17 protein-coding genes and 1 pseudogene are annotated in these 21,865 nt (G+C 58.6%); 17 read left to right on the top strand and 1 reads right to left on the bottom strand.

The window, feature by feature from the left end; translation table 11 throughout:
* Nucleotides 1–157 precede the first annotated feature (157 nt).
* The 10 genes from KYG_RS12245 to KYG_RS12205 all read left to right on the top strand — a co-directional run bounded on the left by KYG_RS12245 (nt 158) and on the right by KYG_RS12205 (nt 10,803).
* The gene (locus KYG_RS12245; RefSeq protein WP_008905216.1) at nt 158–1,237 is read left to right on the top strand and encodes a pilus assembly protein PilM; all 1,080 of its coding nucleotides are present in this window, start codon (nt 158–160) and stop codon (nt 1,235–1,237) included.
* The gene (locus KYG_RS12240) at nt 1,234–1,842 is read left to right on the top strand and encodes a PilN domain-containing protein (protein ID WP_034694275.1); all 609 of its coding nucleotides are present in this window, start codon (nt 1,234–1,236) and stop codon (nt 1,840–1,842) included. Before KYG_RS12245 ends, KYG_RS12240 begins: the two co-directional genes overlap by 4 nt.
* Before the next feature lie 2 nt (nt 1,843–1,844).
* The gene (locus tag KYG_RS12235) at nt 1,845–2,528 is read left to right on the top strand and encodes a type 4a pilus biogenesis protein PilO (protein ID WP_008905214.1); all 684 of its coding nucleotides are present in this window, start codon (nt 1,845–1,847) and stop codon (nt 2,526–2,528) included.
* Nucleotides 2,525–3,067, top strand: a complete 543-nt coding sequence (locus KYG_RS12230) for a pilus assembly protein PilP (RefSeq protein WP_034694272.1) — start codon at nt 2,525–2,527, stop codon at nt 3,065–3,067. The genes KYG_RS12235 and KYG_RS12230 overlap by 4 nt, the downstream gene beginning before the upstream one ends.
* Complete coding sequence (gene pilQ, locus KYG_RS12225) at nt 3,064–5,199, top strand: type IV pilus secretin family protein (protein WP_139019372.1); 2,136 nt, start codon at nt 3,064–3,066, stop codon at nt 5,197–5,199. The genes KYG_RS12230 and pilQ overlap by 4 nt, the downstream gene beginning before the upstream one ends.
* A gap of 19 nt (nt 5,200–5,218) precedes the next feature.
* Nucleotides 5,219–6,721 carry an Ig domain-containing protein gene (locus KYG_RS23805; protein WP_192810326.1) on the top strand — a complete coding sequence of 501 codons (1,503 nt, stop codon included), beginning with the start codon at nt 5,219–5,221 and terminating at the stop codon, nt 6,719–6,721.
* Nucleotides 6,722–6,798: 77 nt separating this feature from the next.
* Nucleotides 6,799–7,938, top strand: coding sequence for a 3-dehydroquinate synthase (aroB, locus tag KYG_RS12220; protein WP_034694269.1), 1,140 nt, complete (start codon nt 6,799–6,801; stop codon nt 7,936–7,938).
* Nucleotides 7,939–8,001: 63 nt separating this feature from the next.
* Nucleotides 8,002–9,174: a deoxyguanosinetriphosphate triphosphohydrolase gene (locus KYG_RS12215; protein WP_192810325.1), complete on the top strand. Its 1,173-nt coding sequence runs from the start codon at nt 8,002–8,004 to the stop codon at nt 9,172–9,174.
* Between the two features lie 73 nt (nt 9,175–9,247).
* A complete protein-coding gene (locus tag KYG_RS12210; RefSeq protein WP_050813847.1) occupies nt 9,248–9,883 on the top strand; it encodes a DUF1415 domain-containing protein in 636 nt (211 codons plus the stop codon).
* Nucleotides 9,883–10,803 carry an SAM-dependent methyltransferase gene (locus KYG_RS12205; RefSeq protein ID WP_008905208.1) on the top strand — a complete coding sequence of 307 codons (921 nt, stop codon included), beginning with the start codon at nt 9,883–9,885 and terminating at the stop codon, nt 10,801–10,803. Before KYG_RS12210 ends, KYG_RS12205 begins: the two co-directional genes overlap by 1 nt.
* 31 nt (nt 10,804–10,834) lie before the next feature.
* Here KYG_RS12205 and KYG_RS23315 read toward each other — a convergent pair whose 3' ends face one another.
* On the bottom strand, nt 10,835–11,170 hold the full coding sequence (locus KYG_RS23315) for a BON domain-containing protein (protein ID WP_008905207.1): 336 nt from the start codon (nt 11,168–11,170) through the stop codon (nt 10,835–10,837).
* Between the two features lie 152 nt (nt 11,171–11,322).
* Here KYG_RS23315 and KYG_RS12195 point away from each other — a divergent pair, with 152 nt between their 5' ends.
* The 7 genes and pseudogenes from KYG_RS12195 (at nt 11,323) to KYG_RS12165 (ending at nt 21,709) form a co-directional block, all read left to right on the top strand.
* Entirely contained in the window at nt 11,323–12,018 is a 696-nt protein-coding gene (locus KYG_RS12195; RefSeq protein WP_008905206.1) for a transposase, read from the top strand.
* A gap of 180 nt (nt 12,019–12,198) precedes the next feature.
* A complete protein-coding gene (locus KYG_RS12190) occupies nt 12,199–16,932 on the top strand; it encodes a glutamate synthase-related protein (protein WP_008905205.1) in 4,734 nt (1,577 codons plus the stop codon).
* Nucleotides 16,933–16,980: 48 nt separating this feature from the next.
* A pseudogene (locus tag KYG_RS12185) lies at nt 16,981–18,458 on the top strand (glutamate synthase subunit beta).
* A gap of 348 nt (nt 18,459–18,806) precedes the next feature.
* Complete coding sequence (locus KYG_RS12180) at nt 18,807–19,625, top strand: ABC transporter ATP-binding protein (RefSeq protein WP_008905202.1); 819 nt, start codon at nt 18,807–18,809, stop codon at nt 19,623–19,625.
* On the top strand, nt 19,622–20,404 hold the full coding sequence (mlaE, locus tag KYG_RS12175; protein WP_008905201.1) for a lipid asymmetry maintenance ABC transporter permease subunit MlaE: 783 nt from the start codon (nt 19,622–19,624) through the stop codon (nt 20,402–20,404). Before KYG_RS12180 ends, mlaE begins: the two co-directional genes overlap by 4 nt.
* Nucleotides 20,405–20,438: 34 nt before the next feature.
* Complete coding sequence (mlaD, locus tag KYG_RS12170) at nt 20,439–20,927, top strand: outer membrane lipid asymmetry maintenance protein MlaD (RefSeq protein ID WP_008905200.1); 489 nt, start codon at nt 20,439–20,441, stop codon at nt 20,925–20,927.
* A complete protein-coding gene (locus tag KYG_RS12165; RefSeq protein WP_008905199.1) occupies nt 20,924–21,709 on the top strand; it encodes a VacJ family lipoprotein in 786 nt (261 codons plus the stop codon). The genes mlaD and KYG_RS12165 overlap by 4 nt, the downstream gene beginning before the upstream one ends.
* The last annotated feature ends 156 nt before the right edge of the window (nt 21,710–21,865 follow it).

Below are 21,865 nucleotides of genomic sequence, written 5' to 3'. Positions count from 1 at the left end.
ACGGTGCCACAGACACCCTAAAAATCGTCTGCTTTTGGCAACGCTCCACAATTGTTACGCGGGGAAAAATCTTTGCCGGAGAACTATCTTACTGATAGCATTCATGTGAAGTGTTAAGTTTTGTTGCCTCATTTTGGCAAGTTACAGGGGACCAATCTTGAGCTCAATGGGGTCTTTGTTCAGTCGCCAGTCTCCGCCGCTGCTGGGAATCGACATCAGCTCTTCCAGCGTGAAGCTGGTGGAGCTCGGGCGCGATAAGGCAGGCAGCTTGGTGTTGGAGCGTTGTGCGATCGAACCGCTGGAACGTGGTTGGATCACGGACGGCAACATCGAAAAATTCGACGAAGTCGCCGATGCCCTGCGCCGCGTCGTTAAGAAAAGCGGCACGCGTACCAAAAACGTTGCCTTGGCATTGCCTCCGTCAGCAGTCATCACCAAGAAGATCACGCTGCCCGGCGGCATGACGGAGCAGGAGCTGGAGGTTCAGGTTGAATCCGAAGCAAACCAATATATCCCGTTTTCCCTTGATGAAGTGAGTCTGGATTTTTGTGTCATTGGGCCCAGCAAAAACGCGCCCGGTGACGTGGAAGTTCTGATAGCTGCGTCCCGGCGCGAAAAGGTTCAGGATCGCCAAGGGCTTGCTGAGGCAGCAGGCCTGAAGCCGGTGGTTGTAGACATCGAATCTCATGCATCACGCTTGGCTGCCGGGCGTCTTATAGAAGCGCTGCCAAAGAAGGGCGTCGATGCGATGGTTGCTCTCTTTGAAGTGGGAGCTTTGACTACCAGCATGCAGGTCATCCGGAATGACGAAGTGCTGTATGACCGGGATCAGGCTTTTGGCGGCGCCCAGCTGACGCAACTGATCGTCCGACAATACGGCTTCTCCGTTGAAGAAGCTGAGAGCAAAAAAAGAAACGGCGACCTGCCGGAAGATTATCAGTCCGCCGTTCTCCGTCCTTTTGTCGACAGTATGGCCCAGGAAATCGGTCGTGCATTGCAGTTCTTCTTCACAAGCACCCCTCACAACCGTGTTGATCACGTCATGCTGGCGGGTGGATCGGCACCATTGCCTGGCCTAACGGAGGCCGTAACCCAGCAAACCGGCTTTGCATGTAGCGCGGTCAATCCCTTTGATGGGATGGAAATCGGAAGTTCCGTGCGGTTGAAGAAAATGGTACGTGAGGCTCCTTCGTATCTGACGTCGTGCGGCTTGGCCATGCGGAGGTTCCTGCAGTGATACTCATCAACTTACTCCCCCATCGGGAAGCGGCGCGAAAACGTCGCAAAGAGGCTTTTCAGGCAACGATGTTCGCATCGTTCCTTGTGGGCTTGGCGATTGCTGGTGCGGTTTATTGGTGGTTTCAAATGATGATTACCAATCAACAGGAGCGTAATGCGTTTCTGCAGAGCGAGATAAAAGTTCTGGAGGGGCAAATCAAGGAAATCGCCACCATTGAAGATGAAATTGCCGCCTTGCGCGCGCGACAAAAAGCTGTGGAGGACCTGCAGTCCGATCGAAATCTTCCTGTCCACTTGTTGAATGAACTTGTGCGGCAGATTCCTGAGGGTGCATATGTAACCAGCATCAAACAGACGGAGCAAGTTATCGCGATGCAAGGCGTCGCTCAATCTAACGAGCGCGTGTCTGAGATGCTCCGGAATCTTACTGACAATACCCCATGGTTGTCGAAACCCGAATTGGTAGAGATTGTTGCGAGCAACATCGCACTCACGCCGAGAGATCAGCGTCGAGTCTCGACCTTTAATCTGCGTTTTCGTTTGATGAGAACCGCCGAAGCGCAGAAAAGTATGGGTGCGGCAAGCGTTGCGACTGGAAATTGAACATGGCAAAAAAATCAAAAAATAGCATTGATTTCGCTGTCGTTCAGGAAAATATTTCCAGGCAGTTTCGGAATCTTGACACTAAAGACCCGTCCTTGTGGCCAATTGCGCCAAAAGTTCTGCTCTGTGTTTTTATTGCAGTCGGCGTTGCTGCGGGGTTGTGGTTCGCAAAGATTAACGAGTATGAGGTGGAGCTTCAGGCTGAGGTGGCAAAAGAACAAACTCTCCGACAAGATTATCAAACTAAACTTGTTAAAGCGGTAAGTTTGGAGGCTCTGAAACGACAGCGGGAGCAAGTGCAGCAGTATGTTATACAGCTCGAGAAACAGTTGCCGAGTAAAGCCGAGATGGCTGCGCTTCTTTCCGACATTAACCAGGCAGGGCTTGGCCGCAGCTTGCAATTCGAGCTATTTCGACCCGGGCAGGTTGTCGTTAAAGAATACTACGCTGAGCTTCCTATTCAGATACGTGTTACCGGAAAATACCACGATATGGGTTCGTTTGCGTCCGATATCGCTCATCTGTCGCGAATTGTAACGCTTAACAACATATCGATCGCTCCTCCCCAGGCTAAGGATAAGGACGGCTCAACATTGACGATGGAGGCAACTGCCCGTACGTTCAGGTATTTGGATCCGGAAGAGATTCAAGCCCAGAAGCAAGTGACGCAGGGGGGCAAGAAATGAAGCGTATGCAACTGTTTTTAGCATTACTTATGTCGATTCTTGTTGTCGGATGCGGTTCCACTGGAGACGACGAATTGCGCCAATGGATGTCGGATTTGCGCGCCACGACCAAGCCACGTGTGACCCCTTTATCCGAGCCAAAGCAGTTTTTACCGCAAACTTACTCTATGGAGTCAGGTGTAGAGCCGTTTAATTCAGTCAAGTTGACGCAGGCACTCAGGCGTGAGACTAACCAATCGGCCTCGAATGCTGCGTTGATTGCTCCGGAAATGGCTCGACGAAAAGAGCCGCTGGAAGCGTATCCGTTGGATGTCATGGCAATGGTCGGTAGCCTGGACAAAAAGGGTGTTCCAACAGCGTTGCTGAGAGTGGATAAGTTGCTGTATCAAGTCCGCGTGGGAAATTACGTTGGACAAAATTACGGGAAAATCGTGAAGATCACCGAAAACTCGATTCAGTTGCGTGAGATTGTCCAGGATGCGACTGGCGATTGGATTGAACGTGCTGCGGCGCTGGATTTGCAAGAGGGCAGTAAATGAAATATTTCAAAATCGACTTGACCAAAATTTATAGAATCGCGACCGGGTTCTCGATTGCAATTTTGGTGCCTATTTCCGGCTACACACAGACACTTATTCAGTCAGTTGCCGGGAGTATGCAAAATGGTGTCGACGTTGTTCGCATCGATTTCTCTGAACCGCTGGCTGCGTTGCCCACTGGATTCTCGATTCAATCGCCTCCGCGAATCGCACTTGATTTTCCCAGTGCCTCCAATGCATCGGGAAAGACAGTCTTCGACGTCAATCAAGGGAATGTGAAAACAGTCAATGTTGTGCAAGCGGGTGATCGCTCACGTGTTGTGCTCAACTTGAAGCAAGCCACGTCGTACCAAGCAGAAATTCAGGGTAAATCTCTGTTAATTTCTCTGGGAGTTGCTTCTTCCTCCACCCCGGCAGTTCAATCGGTTCAGCCTAGCGTGTTTGCTGACTCAGCAAGCCTGGACGCTCAGACGCTCAAAGATGTTGATTTCAGGCGCGGAGCTGACGGTTCAGGCAGGGTAGTGGTGTCACTCCCCTCAAGCCAAGTAGGTGTTGACATACGCCAGCAAGGCAAAGGTTTGGTGGTGGATTTTCTGCGATCGAGCCTGCCAGAGGGGTTGCGACGTCGTCTGGATGTGGGAGATTTTGGAACTCCGGTACAGGCGATTACTACAATCCAGCAGGGTGACAGGGTCAGAATGACCATTGAGCCAATTGGTGAGTGGGAACACAGTGCGTACCAAAGCGATAGCCAGTTTGTGGTAGAGGTGCGGCAGAAAAAGGTTGACCTGAACAAGCTCACCCAAGGCCCTGGATACAGTGGGGAAAAGCTGTCGCTTAATTTTCAAAATATCGAAGTTCGCTCTTTGCTTCAAGTGATAGCAGATTTTACAGATTTCAATATCGTAACGTCTGATACTGTTACCGGTTCATTGACGCTGCGTCTCAAAGATGTACCCTGGGACCAAGCGCTTCAAATTATCATGGACGCCAAGGGGCTTGGCATGCGCAAGTCCGGAACCGTTCTGTGGATTGCGCCCAAAGATGAGATTGACGACCGTGTCAAGAAGGACTACGAAGCTGCTTTGTCAATCCAGAAATTGGAGCCATTGAGAACACAGGCCTTTCAAATGAATTACGCCAAAGCTGTCGATATGGTCGCGCAGCTTAGTACTTCAAGCGGTGGGTCAGGAACTTCTAATCGATTTCTCTCTGAGCGGGGAAGCGCTATTGCCGAACCTAGAACAAATCAGTTGTTTGTAACTGATACCGCCAGCAAGTTGGAAGAGGTGCGCCAATTGCTTTCTACTCTCGATGTAGCGGTTCGTCAAGTAATGATCGAGGCGAGAATTGTAGAGGCTTCGGACACATTCGGTCGATCACTTGGCGTCCGCTTGGGTGGTACCGATCTGCGGGCTGGGCGGGGTGGAACTGGCGGATACAATATTGGTGGCGGTAATAGTGTCGCGTTTGGCACAAGTTACAGCAACGCGGTCGCTTCTTCGGGGGCTGGCGGTGCGACCAACACGCTGGGGAACTTTGTCAATCTGCCGGCGCAAGCCCAGGGGGGCTTTGATGCTGCAAGTTTTGCGATTTCCATTTTCAATGCCGCGGCAAACAGATTCCTGAATCTGGAAATTTCAGCAATGGAAGCGGACGGGAAAGGGAAAATTGTTTCCAGCCCCCGCGTGGTAACTGCGGATCAAACCAAGGCTTCGATTGAGCAGGGGACCGAGTTTCCATATCCGGTTACTGCGCCCAATGGGGGTACGGTTATCGCCTTCAAGAAGGCTGTTTTGAAGCTCGAAGTATTGCCCCAAATTACACCAGAAGGAAATATTATTCTGGATCTGGATGTGAATAAGGATAGTCCGGGCGAGATTCTTCAGAATGTGCGAGCTATCAATACAAAACATATTAAGACACAGGTCTTGGTAGAGAACGGCGGAACCGTGGTGATTGGTGGCATTTTTGAACTTTTCGAAGATAACGCCGAAGCCAAGGTGCCTTTCTTGGGTGACCTTCCTGCGGTTGGGAATTTGTTTAAAACAAAAACTAAGCAAATGAATAAGCAGGAAATGCTTATCTTTATTACACCTAAAGTTCTAACTGAGCGCTCTGCTATTAGGTAATAATTTAATTGGAATAGAGATGATTAAAATCGCCAAATTGTCGACTTTGCTATTTGCCTCGGTACTCGCTGCATGTGGGGGTGGTGGGGGAGATCCTGGTCAAAGCGATCTGAAATACACCATTACGCTGCGTGCCGAAAAAACTCAACTGCCGGTGAACATCGGAGGGTATCCTGCGGGACTGGGTGTATATGCACCTTTTACGACCACGCTATACGTCGAAGCCCGGGAAGGCGGTAAGCCAATTCCCGATGGTGAAGAAGATATATTCGCTTGCAGGGTCGATCAAGGTCTGAATTCTGGATCATTGTATTACCTGGATGGCGACGAAGAGCACGAGGATGAAGACGGAAATCCATTGGCTTACAGTGCCATCACGCTTGGTGCAAACTCGGGTGGTGCTAGGTTTCATTTTCACGCTGCAGAGCAGGCAGGCGTGGCGAGAATTATTTGCACGGTTACCAATCCAGTAAGTACTCAGCGTGAGTCCGCGAGCGTGAATATTACTGTAGGCGCCAGTACAGGTATGGCAGCCAGTATTGCTGGCGTAGCCGCCTATCCGGTTTTAGGCACCCAAGGCAACACCAGTAACTTGCGCGTATCGACTGCGATCGACGCATATGTGCTTGATGATGCCAATCAGCCTCTTCCTGCACCCACTAACGCGAATCTCCAAGTGAGCATCCGCCCCGTGGGGGATGCGGCCACTGGTGCTCGCTTGGTAGCAGGCGCGCAGTCTGGTAACTCGCTACAGGTGAAGACCATTGGCGGTGTTGGATTGTTCGCGTTGTCAAGTGGCCCCAACGTGGGTCCGATCCTCCTGGAGATGGTCGCTGACCGTAGTGATAACGATGTGACTAATGGCATTCAGATGCCCATCACAGCGCTGCTGGTTGTTCAAGCCACGGATCGTGTAGCTCCGACCCTTGAGCCTTTGGAGATCACCACGACGTCGGTGGACGCTGAGCCCACAAACGGGGTTCCCTTCAGCTTCGTTCTCGAAGCGGAAGGCGGTTTGCCGCCCTACACTTGGTCCGCGCTGAGCTCGCTGCCAGCAGGATTGTCGCTGAGCTCGTCCGGGGTCATTTCTGGTACGCCCAACATGCGTGAACCTGGGGATGTCAGTTTTGCAGTGCGTGTGGTTGATAGCGCAGGCAATGTTGATCAGGCCAATTTCACCATGACCATTTCCGGCTCTGCAATTGTCGATCCGCTAACTATTAATTTGAGCGGTTGCGGCTCAGATATCAACACTGCTTGCCCACTTGCTGGTGCAACTGCTGGCCAAAGTTATCTTTACGCACTTACAGCATCCGGTGGACCTGCAACTGGTGTGGTGACTTGGGCGGGTACTGCTCTTCCAGGCTGGCTGACGCTTAGTGCGCAAGGCATCTTGGTCGGGACTGCACCTGCTGCACCTGGGGGTTGTGGAAACAACGACTTTTTTGTGACGGCGACGAAGGGCACGCTGTCCACTACCCGTAAAGTGCGAATAACCGTGGCCGGTGCCGGATGTCCGTAACCTAATACGCCCGGTAAAGGGTCATGTATTGGGCCTCAGTGCAAGTGCACTGAGGCCTTTTAACTTCTCATACGCAGATGAACACCAGCGTTTCTACAGCCCCAATCGTCACGTCACAGATTCAAATCGCATTGGGCGACCGAAGCTATGAAATTCACGTGGGCGAAGGCTTAATTGCGCAGCAGAGTCCGGCTTCCTGCCTGTTCCCCTTAGGCAGCGCGGCGCTGATTGTTACCAACGAAACTGTTGCTGCTCACTACGGCTTGGTGCTGGAGCAGGCGCTTTCTGGGCACTATGGTGTCGTACGCACAGTGGTATTGCCGGATGGAGAGCAGTACAAGAACTGGCAGAGCTTGGAACTGATCTTCGATGCGTTGTTGCGCGGGGCTTTTGACAGGAAAGCCGTGTTGTATGCACTCGGCGGCGGAGTTATCGGAGATATGACTGGTTTTGCTGCTGCAACGTATATGCGGGGGGTGCCGTTTGTGCAGATACCCACCACTTTGCTTGCGCAGGTTGATTCCTCGGTTGGCGGTAAAACGGCCATCAACCACCCGCTTGGCAAGAACATGATCGGAGCGTTCTATCAGCCGCGCTTGGTGCTTTGCGATTTGGCTACGCTGGATACCCTGCCTGCCCGAGAGATGAGTGCAGGGCTCGCAGAGGTCATCAAATATGGCCCGATCGCGGACATGCAGTTCATGGAGTGGTTGGAGGTCTCGATTGATGCCGTTCTGAATAAAGAACCACAAGCACTGGCGCATGCCGTCAAGCGCAGTTGTGAAATCAAGGCGTGGGTGGTGGGACAAGACGAAAAAGAGAGTGGCCTTCGCGCTATCCTGAACTTCGGGCACACCTTCGGTCATGCCATTGAAGCTGGCCTGGGATATGGCCAATGGCTACATGGAGAAGGTGTGGGTGCCGGGATGGTGATGGCGGCCGAACTTTCGTTCAGGCTGGGTTTGGTGGACACCAGTTTTGTAAGCCGCCTCAAGCGGCTCATTGAGCGGGCTGGCCTCCCGACGCGGGGCCCGGTGCTGGACGCGGCGGACAATGCGGGCCGGTACCTGGAGCTCATGCGTGTGGATAAAAAATCCGAAGCTGGCGAAATACGCTTTGTTGTGATTGACGGCCCAGGCAAGGCTGCGGTGCGCTCGGCGCCAGATAGTCTGGTACGTGAAGTAATAGACGCCTGCTGTGCATATGGCCCACATTAATACTGTGGATTGCTATTATATTTATAGCTATTTGCACTTGCTGGATAAGCGCTAGCGGCTGTTTTGACTCATATATCTGAACTTGCGGCGTTTGCCTGTGACCCTGGCGCTACGCGGGGTCGCCGCCATGCGGAAACGCCGGCTCCTACGCGCACGGAATACCAGCGGGACCGGGACCGTATCGTGCATTCGACGGCGTTCAGGCGGCTGGTCTACAAGACCCAGGTGTTTCTGAATCACGAGGGCGACCTGTTTCGGACGCGGCTGACCCACTCGCTGGAGGTCGCCCAGCTCGGCCGCTCCATCGCCCGGTCATTGCGGATCAATGAGGACCTCGTCGAGGCCATCTCGCTCGCACACGACCTGGGCCACACACCGTTCGGGCACGCCGGGCAGGACGCACTGAATGCCTGTATGGCAGGGTATGGAGGCTTTGAGCACAACCTGCAGAGCCTGCGCGTGGTGGACAAACTGGAAGAGCGCTACCCGCAGTACGACGGGCTGAATCTGACCTTTGAGACGCGGGAAGGCATCCTGAAGCACTGTTCCAGAGCAACCGCGAAGCAACTGGAACTGGACGAACCGGGTGGAGTAGGGGCCAGATTCTTGCGACGGGAGCAACCCAGCCTGGAGGCGCAGTTGTGCAATCTGGCGGACGAAATTGCGTACAACGCGCACGATATTGATGACGGGGTTCGCTCAGGGCTGATCACGTTGGAGCAGTTGCGCGACGTGGAGCTTTTCGATCGCTACAGGGTCATGGCACAGGCGGAATTTCCGGAGCTCCGAGAGCCCCGGCTGCACAGGCGCCTGCTGTATGAGGCCATCCGGCGCATGCTCAGTGCGCAGGTGTATGACGTGATTGATGCCACGCGACTAGCATTGGATGAGCTGGCGCCCCTTGACGCTCAGGCCGTGCGCGAGGCGCCTACATTGGTGAAATTTGGCGACGCGATGCGCACCGGGTCGCAGGAGCTGAAGCAGTTTCTTTTCAAAAACCTGTACCGGCACCCTCGCGTGATGGAAACCACCACGCGCGCACAAGAGGTGGTGCGTGACCTGTTTGCGGTGTACACCTCCGACCCGCATGAAATGAAGGCAACTATCACCGATCACGCATTGTCCAGTGAAGCGCCAGTGCGCGCGCGCGCGGTTGCGGACTTCATCGCGGGCATGACGGACCGGTTTGCAACGCGTGAGCACGAGCGCCTGACAGGGCGCCGACTGTTCGAGTGAGCTTGCGGCTGGGGTGGCATGGCCTCCCCGGTAAAATTTGCCACATCTGCCAGCGCGCGCACGCGCCCCATCCATGACCCATTGCTCTCCTTCGAACGGTTCGCCACCTGCACCACATTCTGCCGACTTGATCATTCGCGACACGGTGCATTGGTTGGAACGGGCGGTGATTGGCCTCAACCTGTGTCCGTTCGCCAAGGGTGTTCATGTCAAGAACCAGATCCACTATGCAGTTGCTTTCACCGAGTGTGTGAAGGAGCTGCGGGACCTTCTGCGGGCAGAGCTGCTGGCACTGGTGGCAATGCCGGTTGAAACCCGGGAAACCACGTTGTTGATTCTGGCCAACTGCCTCGATGATTTTCTGGACTTCAATGATTTTTTGGCCGAGGCCGATGCGCTGCTGGAAGAGCTGGGCCTTGACGGCACGCTGCAGATTGCCAGTTTTCATCCGAAGTACCAATTTGCTGGTACGCATCCGGACGATGTGACCAACTGCACCAACCGCTCCCCTTACCCCACGTTGCATTTGCTGCGGGAGGAGAGCATTGACCGTGCAGTAGAGGTGTTCCCCGAGGCTGAGTTGATTTTCGAGCGGAACGTGGCGACGCTGCAGGCTCTGGGTGTGCAGGGCTGGAGCGACCTGCAGGTGGGGGCGCAGTCCGGTCCATCCGGGCTCGAAGCCCGGGCCGAGAGAAAAGAGGTGCGGTGATGGCAAAGCGCACCGACTCCGGGCAGGTTCTTTCACATTTGCAAGCAGCGCATCCAACAAAAGTCCCTGCTCGCGGGGGCTACGAAGAACTTTCTGAACTGCGGCCTGGGCAGTCGGTCGAGCTGCTCAAGGAGTTGCACATCCTCACCCGCGAAGGGCGGCTGAACCAGGACTCGCGCCGCAAGCTCAAGCAGGTATACCACCTGTTCAACTTCATAGAGCCGCTGCTTGCCGAGCTTGCCGTCACAAACCACCATCCGACGCTGGCGGACCATGGGGCCGGCAAGTCGTATCTCGGCTTCATTTTGTACGACCTGTATTTCAAGGCATTGGGACGCGGGCACATTTACGGAGTGGAGACGCGCGCGAATCTGGTGGAAAAATCCAGGGAGCTGGCGCAAAAACTCGGGTTCGAGCGTATGTCGTTCCTGAATGTTTCTGTGGCGGAATCCGCCGAAGTCGCGGAACTCCCCGGCCATATCGATGTTGTGACAGCACTGCATGCCTGCGACACAGCCACCGATGATGCCATCGCATTCGGGCTGGAGAAAAAGGCCCGGGCCATGGTGCTGGTGCCGTGTTGTCAGGCGGAAATGGCGGCTTGCCTGCGGCAGGGAAAGGCGTTGCAGTTGTCACGCACGCCGTTGGCCGAATTGTGGCGCCACCCGCTGCACACCCGTGAACTGGGCAGTCAGGTCACCAATGTGTTGCGCTGTCTCTATCTGGAGGCCAACGGCTACCAAGTCACGGTGACTGAGTTGGTAGGCTGGGAGCACAGCATGAAGAACGAGCTCATCATTGCCCGCTACACCGGCCAGAACAAGCGCAGTGCCGCCAGTCGATTGCAGGCCATCCTGGCCGAGTTTGGTCTGCAGGAGGCGCTGGCACACCGCTTCGCCCGCGCCGCCGCTCCTGTTTAAGACGCCTCTGGAGCCGGCCTGGTGGTGAGCTTCAGTTCGACAGCATGTTGTTGATCACCTGGCGGACTCCGTAGGTTCGACGCGCAATGTCGTTGGCCAGCAGCCGTTCTTGCGGATCGTTGGCGTCGCCGCGCAGTTCTGCTACGCCGTCTACGACGTTGACCGTAATGTTGGCGCGCCCACTGATTCGCACATCCGCCATGATGGCAGCCTTGACGCGGGCAGCTGTATCTGCGTCGCGTGCCGCAGCACGCTGCGAATCCCGGGTCATCTGGTTGTAATAACCGTCTGGGCCCCCGCCACCGCAGGCGGTCAGGGTTGCAGCGATGGCAAGTGCGCCGATGAGGAGGTATCGGGAAACGTTCATATGAGTCCTCTGTGGGGTTGTATGGACTGTGCGGATGTCTGTGTGTGCGAAGGCAAATTGTGCCGCCAAACTCTGTTGACAAGTGGATCGACCGCAGCCATCAATAATCGGGCAAAGATCTGTCCACCATAAACCAAAAAGACTCACTGCCAATGGCCCGTCTCCCGCGCCTGAACCTGCCCGGTCATCTTCACCACGTCATCCAGCGTGGAAACAACCGCCAGCGCATCTTTGTAGATAGCGAAGACTTTGAAATGATGCTCGCGTTGTTGGCAGAAAACGCGCAGAAATATGGCGTGGCGGTTCATGCCTATGTGCTGATGGACAACCATTTCCATCTGCTGGTAACACCCGCTAGTGGTACTGCCTTGCCGCAGTTCATGCAGTCCGTAGGACGCCGATATGTGCAGTATTTCAACCGGCGCCATGGCCGTACGGGCACGTTGTGGGAAGGGCGCTACCGCTCCACGGTGCTGCAGCCAGAACGGTACTTGCTGGCATGCATGGCCTATGTTGATCTCAATCCGGTTCGGGCGGGGCACGTGGCGCAAGCCTCTGACTATCCGTGGTCAAGCCACGCCCACTGGCTGGGGCTGCGCCATGAGCGGCTGCTCACACCGCATGCCCTTTATTGGGCGCTGGGCAACACACCCTTTGCTCGCGAGGCGGCATACGCCGCTTTGGTACAGGCGGGCATCGGCTCGCAGGACCAGGCGGATCTCACCACCTCCGCTCTGAGTGGCTGGGCTCTGGGCGAGCCAGGGTTTTTGCAAACCCTGCAACAACACACACCGCGACGCATTAACCGCAGCCAGGCGGGTAGGCCCCCACTGAAAAATACCAAATAAACCGACGTCAGATGATTGCCGCTGTTGTGGGTAATGCTATCTAATTTGATGTGTCCCCAAATATATGCAATACGCAGAATCGGCCTGACAATATTGAACCTGACCCCAATTAATTTGCTTGCCAAGGCATGTTGCAATGCACTAATCTCCGACTCCCTGCGAAAAATATAGGAGTGCGCCATGACCACGGCTGCCGAGATCCAGCATCTGCAACAACACGGTTTGTATTCATCGGGTAACGAACACGACGCCTGCGGCCTCGGGTTTGTGGCCCATATCAAGGGCATCAAGCGCCACGACATCGTGACGCAGGCCCTGAAGATTCTGGAAAACATCGACCACCGTGGTGCGGTGGGTGCCGACCCGCTGATGGGCGACGGCGCCGGCATCCTGATCCAGATCCCTGACGCGCTGTACCGCGAAGAGATGGCCAAGCAGGGCGTGGCCCTTCCGGCGGCGGGCGAATATGGCGTCGGCATGATCTTCTTGCCCAAGGAGCATGCCTCCCGCCTGGCTTGCGAGCAGGAGATGGAGCGAGCCATCAAGGCCGAAGGCCAGGTACTGCTGGGCTGGCGCGATGTGCCGGTGAATGTGGATATGCCCATGTCGCCCACCGTGCGCAAGAAGGAGCCCATACTGCGCCAGGTGTTCATTGGCCGTGGCAACGACGTGATCGTGCAGGATGCGCTGGAGCGCAAGCTGTACGTGATCCGCAAGACGGCCAGCGCCAACATCCAGGCGCTCAAGCTCAAGCACAGCAAGGAATACTACGTTCCGTCCATGTCCAGCCGCACCGTGGTCTACAAGGGCCTGCTGCTGGCCGACCAGGTGGGCGTGTACTACAAAGACCTGTCCGACGAGCGCTGCGTCTCGGCCATCGGTCTGGTGCACCAGCGTTTCTCCACCAACACCTTCCCCGAATGGCCGCTGGCCCACCCCTACCGCTATGTGGCGCACAACGGTGAAATCAACACCGTCAAGGGCAACTACAACTGGATGAAGGCCCGCGAAGGCGTGATGGCCTCGCCCGTGCTGGCCGCCGACCTGCAAAAGCTCTACCCCATCAGCTTTGCCGACCAATCCGACACCGCCACGTTCGACAACTGCCTCGAACTGTTGACCATGGCCGGCTATCCCATCAGCCAGGCCGTGATGATGATGATCCCGGAACCCTGGGAGCAGCACACCACCATGGACGAGCGCCGCCGCGCCTTCTATGAATACCACGCTGCCATGCTGGAGCCCTGGGATGGCCCAGCTTCCATCGTGTTCACCGATGGCCGCCAGATCGGCGCCACGCTGGACCGCAACGGCCTGCGTCCTTCGCGCTACTGCATCACCGACGACGACCTGGTGATCATGGGTTCCGAATCGGGCGTGCTGCCCGTGCCCGAGAACAAGATTGTGCGCAAGTGGCGTCTGCAGCCCGGCAAGATGTTTCTGATCGACCTGGAACAGGGCCGCATGATCGACGACGATGAGCTGAAAGCGAACGTCGTCAACACCAAGCCCTACAAGCAGTGGATCGAGAACCTGCGCATCAAGCTCGACAGCATCGAAGCCGGTGCCGAGGCAGTCGCGCCACAAACGGCTGACCTGCCGCTGCTGGATCGCCAGCAGGCCTTCGGCTACACCCAGGAAGACATCAAGTTCCTGATGGCCCCCATGGCCAAGAATGGCGAAGAAGGCATTGGCTCCATGGGCAACGACAGTCCGCTGGCCGTGCTCTCGGGCAAGAACAAGCCGCTGTACAACTACTTCAAGCAGCTGTTCGCCCAGGTGACCAACCCGCCGATCGACCCGATCCGCGAGGCCATCGTGATGTCGCTCAACAGCTTCATCGGCCCCAAGCCCAACCTGCTGGACATCAACCAGGTCAACCCGCCGATGCGGCTCGAAGTGAGCCAGCCCGTGCTCGACTTTGCCGGCATGGCCAAGCTGCGCGACATCGAACGCCACACCAACGGCAAGTTCAAGAGCGCCACCATCGACATCACCTACCCGCTGAGCTGGGGCCGTGAAGGCGTGGAAGCCAAGCTGGCGTCGCTGTGCGCGCAGGCCGTGGACGCGATCAAGGGCGGCGCCAACATCCTGATCATCAGCGACCGCGCCGTGAGCGCGACACAAGTGGCCATCCCCGCGCTGCTGGCACTGTCTGCCATCCACCAGCATCTGGTGGTTGCGGGTCTGCGCACCACGGCCGGTTTGGTGGTTGAGACAGGTACTGCCCGCGAAGTGCACCACTTCGCCGTGCTGGCCGGTTACGGCGCCGAGGCCGTGCATCCCTTCCTGGCCATGGAAACCCTGGCCGACATGCACAAGGACCTGGGCGGTGACCTGTCGGCCGACAAGGCGATCTACAACTACGTCAAGGCCATCGGAAAGGGCCTGTCGAAGATCATGTCCAAGATGGGCGTGAGCACCTACATGAGCTACTGCGGCGCCCAGCTGTTCGAGGCCATCGGCCTGAACACGGAAACCGTGGGCAAGTACTTTACCGGCACCGCCAGCCGTGTGGAAGGCATCGGCGTGTTCGAGATCGCCGAAGAAGCCATCCGCATGCACAAGGCCGCGTTTGGCGACGACCCCGTGCTCGAAACCATGCTGGACGCCGGTGGCGAGTACGCCTGGCGCGCCCGTGGTGAAGACCACATGTGGACACCTGACGCGATTGCCAAGCTGCAGCACAGCACGCGCGCCAACAACTGGAACACGTACAAGGAATACGCACAGATCATCAACGACCAGAGCAAGCGCCACATGACGCTGCGCGGCCTGTTCGAGTTCAAGATCGATCCGTCCAAGGCGATCTCGATTGATGAGGTCGAACCTGCCAAGGAAATCGTCAAGCGCTTTGCCACGGGCGCCATGTCGTTGGGTTCCATCTCCACCGAGGCGCATGCCACGCTGGCCGTGGCCATGAACCGCATTGGCGGCAAGAGCAACACCGGCGAAGGCGGCGAAGACGCCGCCCGCTACCGCAACGAACTCAAGGGAATCCCGATCAAGAAGGGCGACACCTTGAAGAGCGTGATCGGCACCGAGAACGTCGAAGTCGACCTGCCGCTGCAAGATGGTGACTCGCTGCGCTCGCGCATCAAGCAGGTGGCCTCGGGCCGCTTCGGTGTCACGGCCGAATACCTGTCGTCGGCCGACCAGATCCAGATCAAGATGGCCCAGGGCGCCAAGCCCGGCGAAGGCGGCCAGCTGCCCGGCGGCAAGGTGTCCAACTACATCGGAAAGCTGCGCCACAGCGTGCCCGGCGTGGGTCTGATTTCGCCCCCACCGCACCATGACATCTATTCGATCGAAGACCTGGCCCAGCTGATCCACGACCTGAAGAACGTGGCACCGCACGCCGGCATCAGCGTCAAGCTGGTGTCCGAAGTGGGCGTGGGCACCATTGCAGCCGGCGTGGCCAAGTGCAAGAGCGACCATGTGGTGATCGCCGGGCATGACGGCGGCACGGGCGCATCGCCCTGGTCGTCCATCAAGCACGCGGGCGGTCCTTGGGAAATCGGCCTGGCCGAAACCCAGCAGACCCTGGTGCTGAACCGCCTGCGCGGCCGCATCCGCGTGCAGGCCGACGGCCAGATGAAGACCGGCCGAGACGTCGCCATCGGCGCGCTGCTGGGCGCCGACGAGTTCGGCTTTGCCACCGCGCCGCTGGTGGTCGAGGGCTGCATCATGATGCGCAAGTGCCACCTGAACACCTGCCCGGTGGGCGTGGCCACGCAAGACCCCGAGCTGCGCAAGAAGTTCTCCGGCAAGCCCGAACACGTGGTGAACTACTTTTTCTTCATCGCCGAAGAAGTGCGCCAGATCATGGCCCAGCTGGGCATCAAGAAGTTCGACGAATTGATTGGCCGCACCGACCTGCTCGACACGCGCCAGGGCCTGGAACACTGGAAGGCCCGCGGCCTGGACTTCAGCCGTCTGTTTGCCCAGCCCAACGTACCCGCCGATGTGCCGCGCTTCCATGTGGATGTGCAGGACCACAACATCGAGCACACGCTGGACCGCAAGCTCATCGAGCGCAGCAAGCCCGCCATTGAAAAGGGCGAGCGCGTGCAGTTCATCGAGGTGGCGCGCAACGTGAACCGCTCGGTCGGCGCCATGCTGTCGGGCGCGGTGACCCGGGTGCATCCCGAGGGCCTGCCGGACGACACCATCCGCATCCAGCTGGAAGGCACGGGCGGTCAGTCGTTCGGCGCGTTCCTCACACGCGGCATCACGCTGTACTTGATTGGCGACGCCAACGACTACACGGGCAAGGGCCTGTCGGGTGGCCGCGTCATCGTGCGCCCCAGCATTGACTTCCGCGGCGACGCCGTGCGCAACACCATCGTGGGCAACACGGTGATGTATGGCGCGACGACGGGCGAGGCCTTCTTCAGCGGCGTGGCAGGTGAGCGCTTTGCCGTTCGCCTGTCGGGTGCCACGGCGGTCGTTGAAGGCACGGGCGACCATGGCTGCGAATACATGACTGGCGGTACCGTGGTGGTGATCGGCAAGACCGGCCGCAACTTTGCGGCGGGCATGAGCGGCGGCGTGGCCTATGTGTACGACGAAGACGGCCAGTTCGACACCCGCTGCAACATGTCCATGGTGACGCTGGAGCGCATCCTTTCTTCTACGGAGCAGGAAGCCACGGTGCCCCGCGCCATCTGGCACAACGGCCAGACCGATGAAGCGCAGCTCAAGAAGCTGCTGGAAGACCACAACCGCTGGACAGGCAGCAAGCGCGCGCGCGAGTTGCTGGACAACTGGGCAGCATCACGCAGCAAGTTCGTCAAGGTCTTCCCGACCGAGTACAAGCGTGCGTTGGCTGAAATTTATGAACGAAAAGTGCTGGAGGAGTCCGCTACACCAGCGGTAGCTGCTACCAAAAAAGAAGTGGCTCCCGCCAAGTAAGGCGACGCCATCCCCCTTCGCACAGCATTCATAGACAAGGACATCGTCATGGGAAAAACTACCGGCTTCATGGAATACGAGCGCATCGAAGAGGGCTACAAGCCCGTGCCCGAGCGCCTGAAGCATTACAAGGAATTTGTCATCGGCCTCGACGAGAGCCAGGCCAAGGTGCAAGGCGCGCGCTGCATGGATTGCGGCACGCCGTTCTGCAACAACGGCTGCCCGGTGAACAACATCATCCCGGACTTCAACGACCTCGTGTACCACGCGGACTGGAAGAGCGCGATCGAGGTGCTGCACAGCACCAACAACTTCCCCGAGTTCACCGGCCGCATCTGCCCCGCGCCTTGCGAGGCGGCCTGCGTGCTGAACGTGAACGACGACGCCGTGGGCATCAAGTCCATCGAGCACGCGATCATCGACCGCGCCTGGGAAGAGGGCTGGGTCAAGCCCCGTCCGCCAAGCACCAAACGGGCAAGAAGGTGGCCGTGGTCGGCTCGGGCCCCGCAGGCCTGGCCGCTGCCCAGCAACTGGCCCGCGCAGGCCACAGCGTCACGCTGTTTGAAAAGAACGACCGCGTGGGCGGCCTGCTGCGCTACGGCATTCCTGACTTCAAGATGGAAAAGTCGCACATCGACCGCCGCGTCAAGCAGATGGAAGCCGAAGGCGTGGTGTTTCGCACCGGCGTGTTCGTGGGCGCTGCCAAGGACGGCCTGGGCAAGGACTCCAAGGTCACCAACTGGGCCAAGGAAACCGTCACGCCCGAGCAACTGAACAAAGAGTTTGATGCCGTGCTGCTGACCGGCGGCGCCGAGCAGTCGCGCGACCTGCCCGTGCCAGGCCGCGATCTCGACGGCATCCACTTCGCGATGGAGTTCCTGCCCCAGCAAAACAAGGTCAATGCGGGTGACAAGCTCAAGGGCCAGATCATGGCCACGGGCAAGCACGTCATCGTGATTGGCGGCGGCGACACCGGCAGCGACTGCGTGGGCACCAGCAACCGCCACGGCGCGGCCAGCGTGACCCAGTTTGAGGTGATGCCCCAGCCCCCCGAGGTGGAAAACCGGCCCCTGACCTGGCCTTACTGGCCGCTCAAGCTGCGCACCAGCTCCAGCCACGAAGAAGGCTGTGTGCGCGAGTTCGCGATTTCCACCAAGGAGTTCACGGGCGAAAAGGGCAAGGTCAAGAGCCTGACCACGGTGCAGGTCGAGTTCAAGGACGGCAAGCTGGTGGAAGTGCCTGGCACCGAGAAACACTACCAGGCCGATCTGGTGCTGCTGGCCATGGGTTTTGTGAGCCCGGTGGCCCCGGTGCTGGAGGCTTTTGGTGTTGAGAAGGATGCCCGGGGCAATGCCCGCGCCACCACCGACTTCGACGGCGGTTATGCCACCAATGTGCCCAAGGTGTTTGCGGCCGGCGATATCCGCCGTGGACAGAGCCTGGTGGTCTGGGCCATCCGCGAGGGCCGTCAGGCAGCACGTGCGGTCGATGAGTTCCTCATGGGGTTCTCCGACCTGCCACGCTGACAGGTCTTCGGCACATGCCACATCGAACGGCGCTGCGGCGCCGTTTTTTCATGGGCATTGGTGCCAGCCCAGGAGAGGCTTCCACCTTCCAGAGCCGGCGCGGTGCCGCCAGTCCGGGCGCATGGCCTCAGCTCCAACGGCCGAGTACCTTTGTTGGCACAATCGAGGGTTCTGTCAATCGGGAATTGCATGGCGTCTTTGTGTCGTGCATCTCGTGAGGTGATTCTTCAAGATGCAAACATGCATGAATGTATGTATGTTTGAAACTTCAGCTACCATCGCGGCTTTTCTGTGGCCGCAAGATCCTCTGCACACCGACTTCGCCCCCGAACCCTGAATCGTTTCTGCATGTCCGATCCCTCCATCCTTGCCGAGCTGCGCAATGTCACGTTCTCCTATGGGGAACGGGCCATCCTGCGCGACGTCTCGCTGACCGTGCCGCGTGGCAAGGTCACGGCATTGATGGGCGCCTCCGGTGGTGGCAAGACCACGGTGCTGCGCCTCTTGGGGGGGCAGCAGCGGGCTTCGGGCGGTGAAGTCCTGTTTGATGGGCAGGACGTGGGTCGCCTCGACGCGGCTGGCTTGTATGCCGTCCGCCGCCGCATGGGGATGCTGTTCCAGTTTGGCGCGTTGTTTACCGATCTGAGTGTTTTTGAGAATGTGGCCTTTCCGTTGCGCGAGCACACGGACCTGTCCGAGGCACTGATCCGCGATGTAGTCCTCATGAAGCTGCACGCCGTGGGCCTGCGGGGCGCGCGTGACCTCATGCCCAGCGAGATTTCGGGGGGGATGGCCCGGCGGGTAGCCCTGGCACGCGCCATTGCACTGGACCCGGAACTGGTCATGTATGACGAGCCTTTTGCAGGGCTCGACCCCATCTCTCTGGGGACGACTGCGCAGCTGATCCGCCAGCTGAACGACGCCATGGGTCTGACCAGCATCGTGGTCTCGCACGACCTCGAAGAGACCTTGCGGCTCGCAGACCATGTGATCATCCTCGGGCCGGGCGTGGTGGCGGCCCAGGGCACGCCCGATGAGGTGCGTGCCAGCACAGACCCCCTGGTTCACCAGTTTGTGAACGCCTTGCCCACGGGGCCGGTGCCCTTTCATTACCCGGGCCCCGATGCCGTGCAGGACTTCGGACCCGTGGGAGGGCGTGCACCGTGAGCTGGTACAACCCGTCCGACGTGGGGTTTGCGGTGCGTGCCAAGCTTGCCGACATTGGCATGGCCACCCGCCTGTTTGTGCGGCTGGTGCGGCTGGCCGGGGCCACGTTTGTGCGGCCATCGCTGGTGCGCGACCAGGTGCATTTTCTGGGCAACTACTCGCTCGCCATCATTGCGGTATCCGGCCTGTTCGTCGGGTTGGTGCTGGGGTTGCAGGGGTACTACACGCTGCAGCGCTATGGCTCGTCCGAAGCACTGGGGCTGCTGGTCACGTTGTCGCTGGTGCGCGAGCTCGGGCCTGTGGTCACCGCCCTGCTGTTTGCGGGGCGTGCGGGCACGTCGCTGACGGCCGAGATTGGTCTGATGCGTGCAGGCGAGCAGCTCAGCGCGATGGAAATGATGGCGGTGGACCCGGTGCAGCGCGTTCTGGCACCGCGTTTCTGGGCTGGGGTGATTGTCATGCCCCTGCTGGCGGCCGTCTTCAGTGCGGTGGGCGTGATTGGCGGGTGGGGCGTCGGCGTCCTCATGATCGGCATCGACCCTGGCGCTTTCTGGAGCCAGACGCAGGGCGGGGTGGACGTGTGGAAAGACGTGGGCAATGGGGTGCTCAAGAGCGTGGTCTTCGGTGTTGCCGTAACGTTCGTGGCGCTCTTGCAGGGTTACACCGCCAAACCCACGCCCGAGGGCGTATCGCGCGCCACCACGCGCACGGTGGTGGTGGCGAGTCTGGCGGTGCTGGGGCTCGACTTCATCCTCACGGCCCTGATGTTCAGTATCTGAGCTGGCGATGCTGGCTGCGAAGGGGAATCAAACAATGCAACGCTCCAAAAACGATCTCTGGGTGGGCCTGTTCGTGATGCTGGGGGCTGTGGCGCTGGTGTTTCTGGCGCTGCAGTCGGCCAATCTGCTGAGCCTGAACTTTCAGTCGGGCTATCGCATTACCGCGCGCTTTGACAATATCGGCGGCCTCAAACCTCAGGCTGCCGTGCGCAGTGCCGGCGTGGTGGTCGGCCGTGTGGAGTCCATCACGTTTGACGACAAGACCTTCCAGGCGCGGGTGACCCTGGCAATGGAAAGCCGCTACGCTTTCCCCAAGGACAGCTCCCTCAAAATTCTCACCAGTGGTTTGCTGGGCGAGCAGTACATCGGCATCGAAGCGGGGGCAGACGAGCAGAACCTTTCCGCCGGCGACATGGTGACCGCCACGCAGTCGGCGGTCGTGCTCGAAAACCTGATCGGGCAGTTTCTCTACAGCAAAGCCGAAGACGGCGGTAAGCCCGCAGGGGCAGGTGACAAAAAATGAAGAACTCTGAACAGTTGGCCCTGCCTACCGGCGGCAGGCTTCGGCGGGCTGCGGCAGGCGCCAGCCTGGTGCTGGCCGGTGCACTGCTGTCGGGCTGCGCCACCGTGGCGCATCCTGATCCGCGCGATCCGCTGGAATCCTACAACCGCAGCATGACCACGTTCAACGAACAGGTCGATGCGATGGTGCTCAAACCGGTGGCCACCGCCTACCAGGAAATCACGCCGGCACCGGTGCGCACCGGGGTCCGTAATTTCTTTGCGAACCTGGGGGACGTCTGGTCGCTGGTGAACAACGTGCTGCAGCTTCGTGCGGAAGCCTCGGTGGCCACGTTCATGCGAGTCAACATCAATACAGTGATGGGGCTGGGCGGGGTTCTCGATGTGGCCAGCGAGCTGGGTATAGACCGTTACAAGCAGGACTTTGGCCTGACGCTCGGCCGGTGGGGCGTGGGTACCGGGCCTTATCTGGTGTTGCCCCTCCTGGGGCCGTCCACGGTGCGGGACACCTTCGCACTGCCTGTGGACATGCGGGGTAACTTGGTGCGCTATGTCGACCCGGTCTCCGCGCGCAACTCGCTCTATGCGCTGCGCCTGACGGACACCCGTGCCAACCTTTTGCGGGCGGGCTCCGTGCTCGATAGTGCCGCCCTGGACAAATACAGTTTCACCCGTGATGTCTTCCTGCAGGTGCGCAGCCAGGCGGGCGATCCGCACAACGGCAGCCGGGCGGAGGACATCAACGGCAACGATGGCTCCATTCCGGAAGAGCCCCCCCGGTAGCGCCCGTCGAGTGGCTGGTGCAGCGAACTGCCCGGGCAGGCTGCGCGTTGCACTTGCTTGCAACCCGCAACCTCCCCGACGCAAGTACCGGGGGCTTGCCCGCCACAATGAAATTCAGGGGCTGCCGCGCTGGCCGCCCTCTATCGGATGAGAAAG

This window comes from Acidovorax sp. NO-1 (assembly GCF_000238595.1).
Classification (GTDB): Bacteria; Pseudomonadota; Gammaproteobacteria; order Burkholderiales; family Burkholderiaceae_C; genus Acidovorax.
The sequence above is the reverse complement of the archived record's forward strand: the minus strand, read 5'-3'. Positions and strand labels throughout refer to the sequence as shown.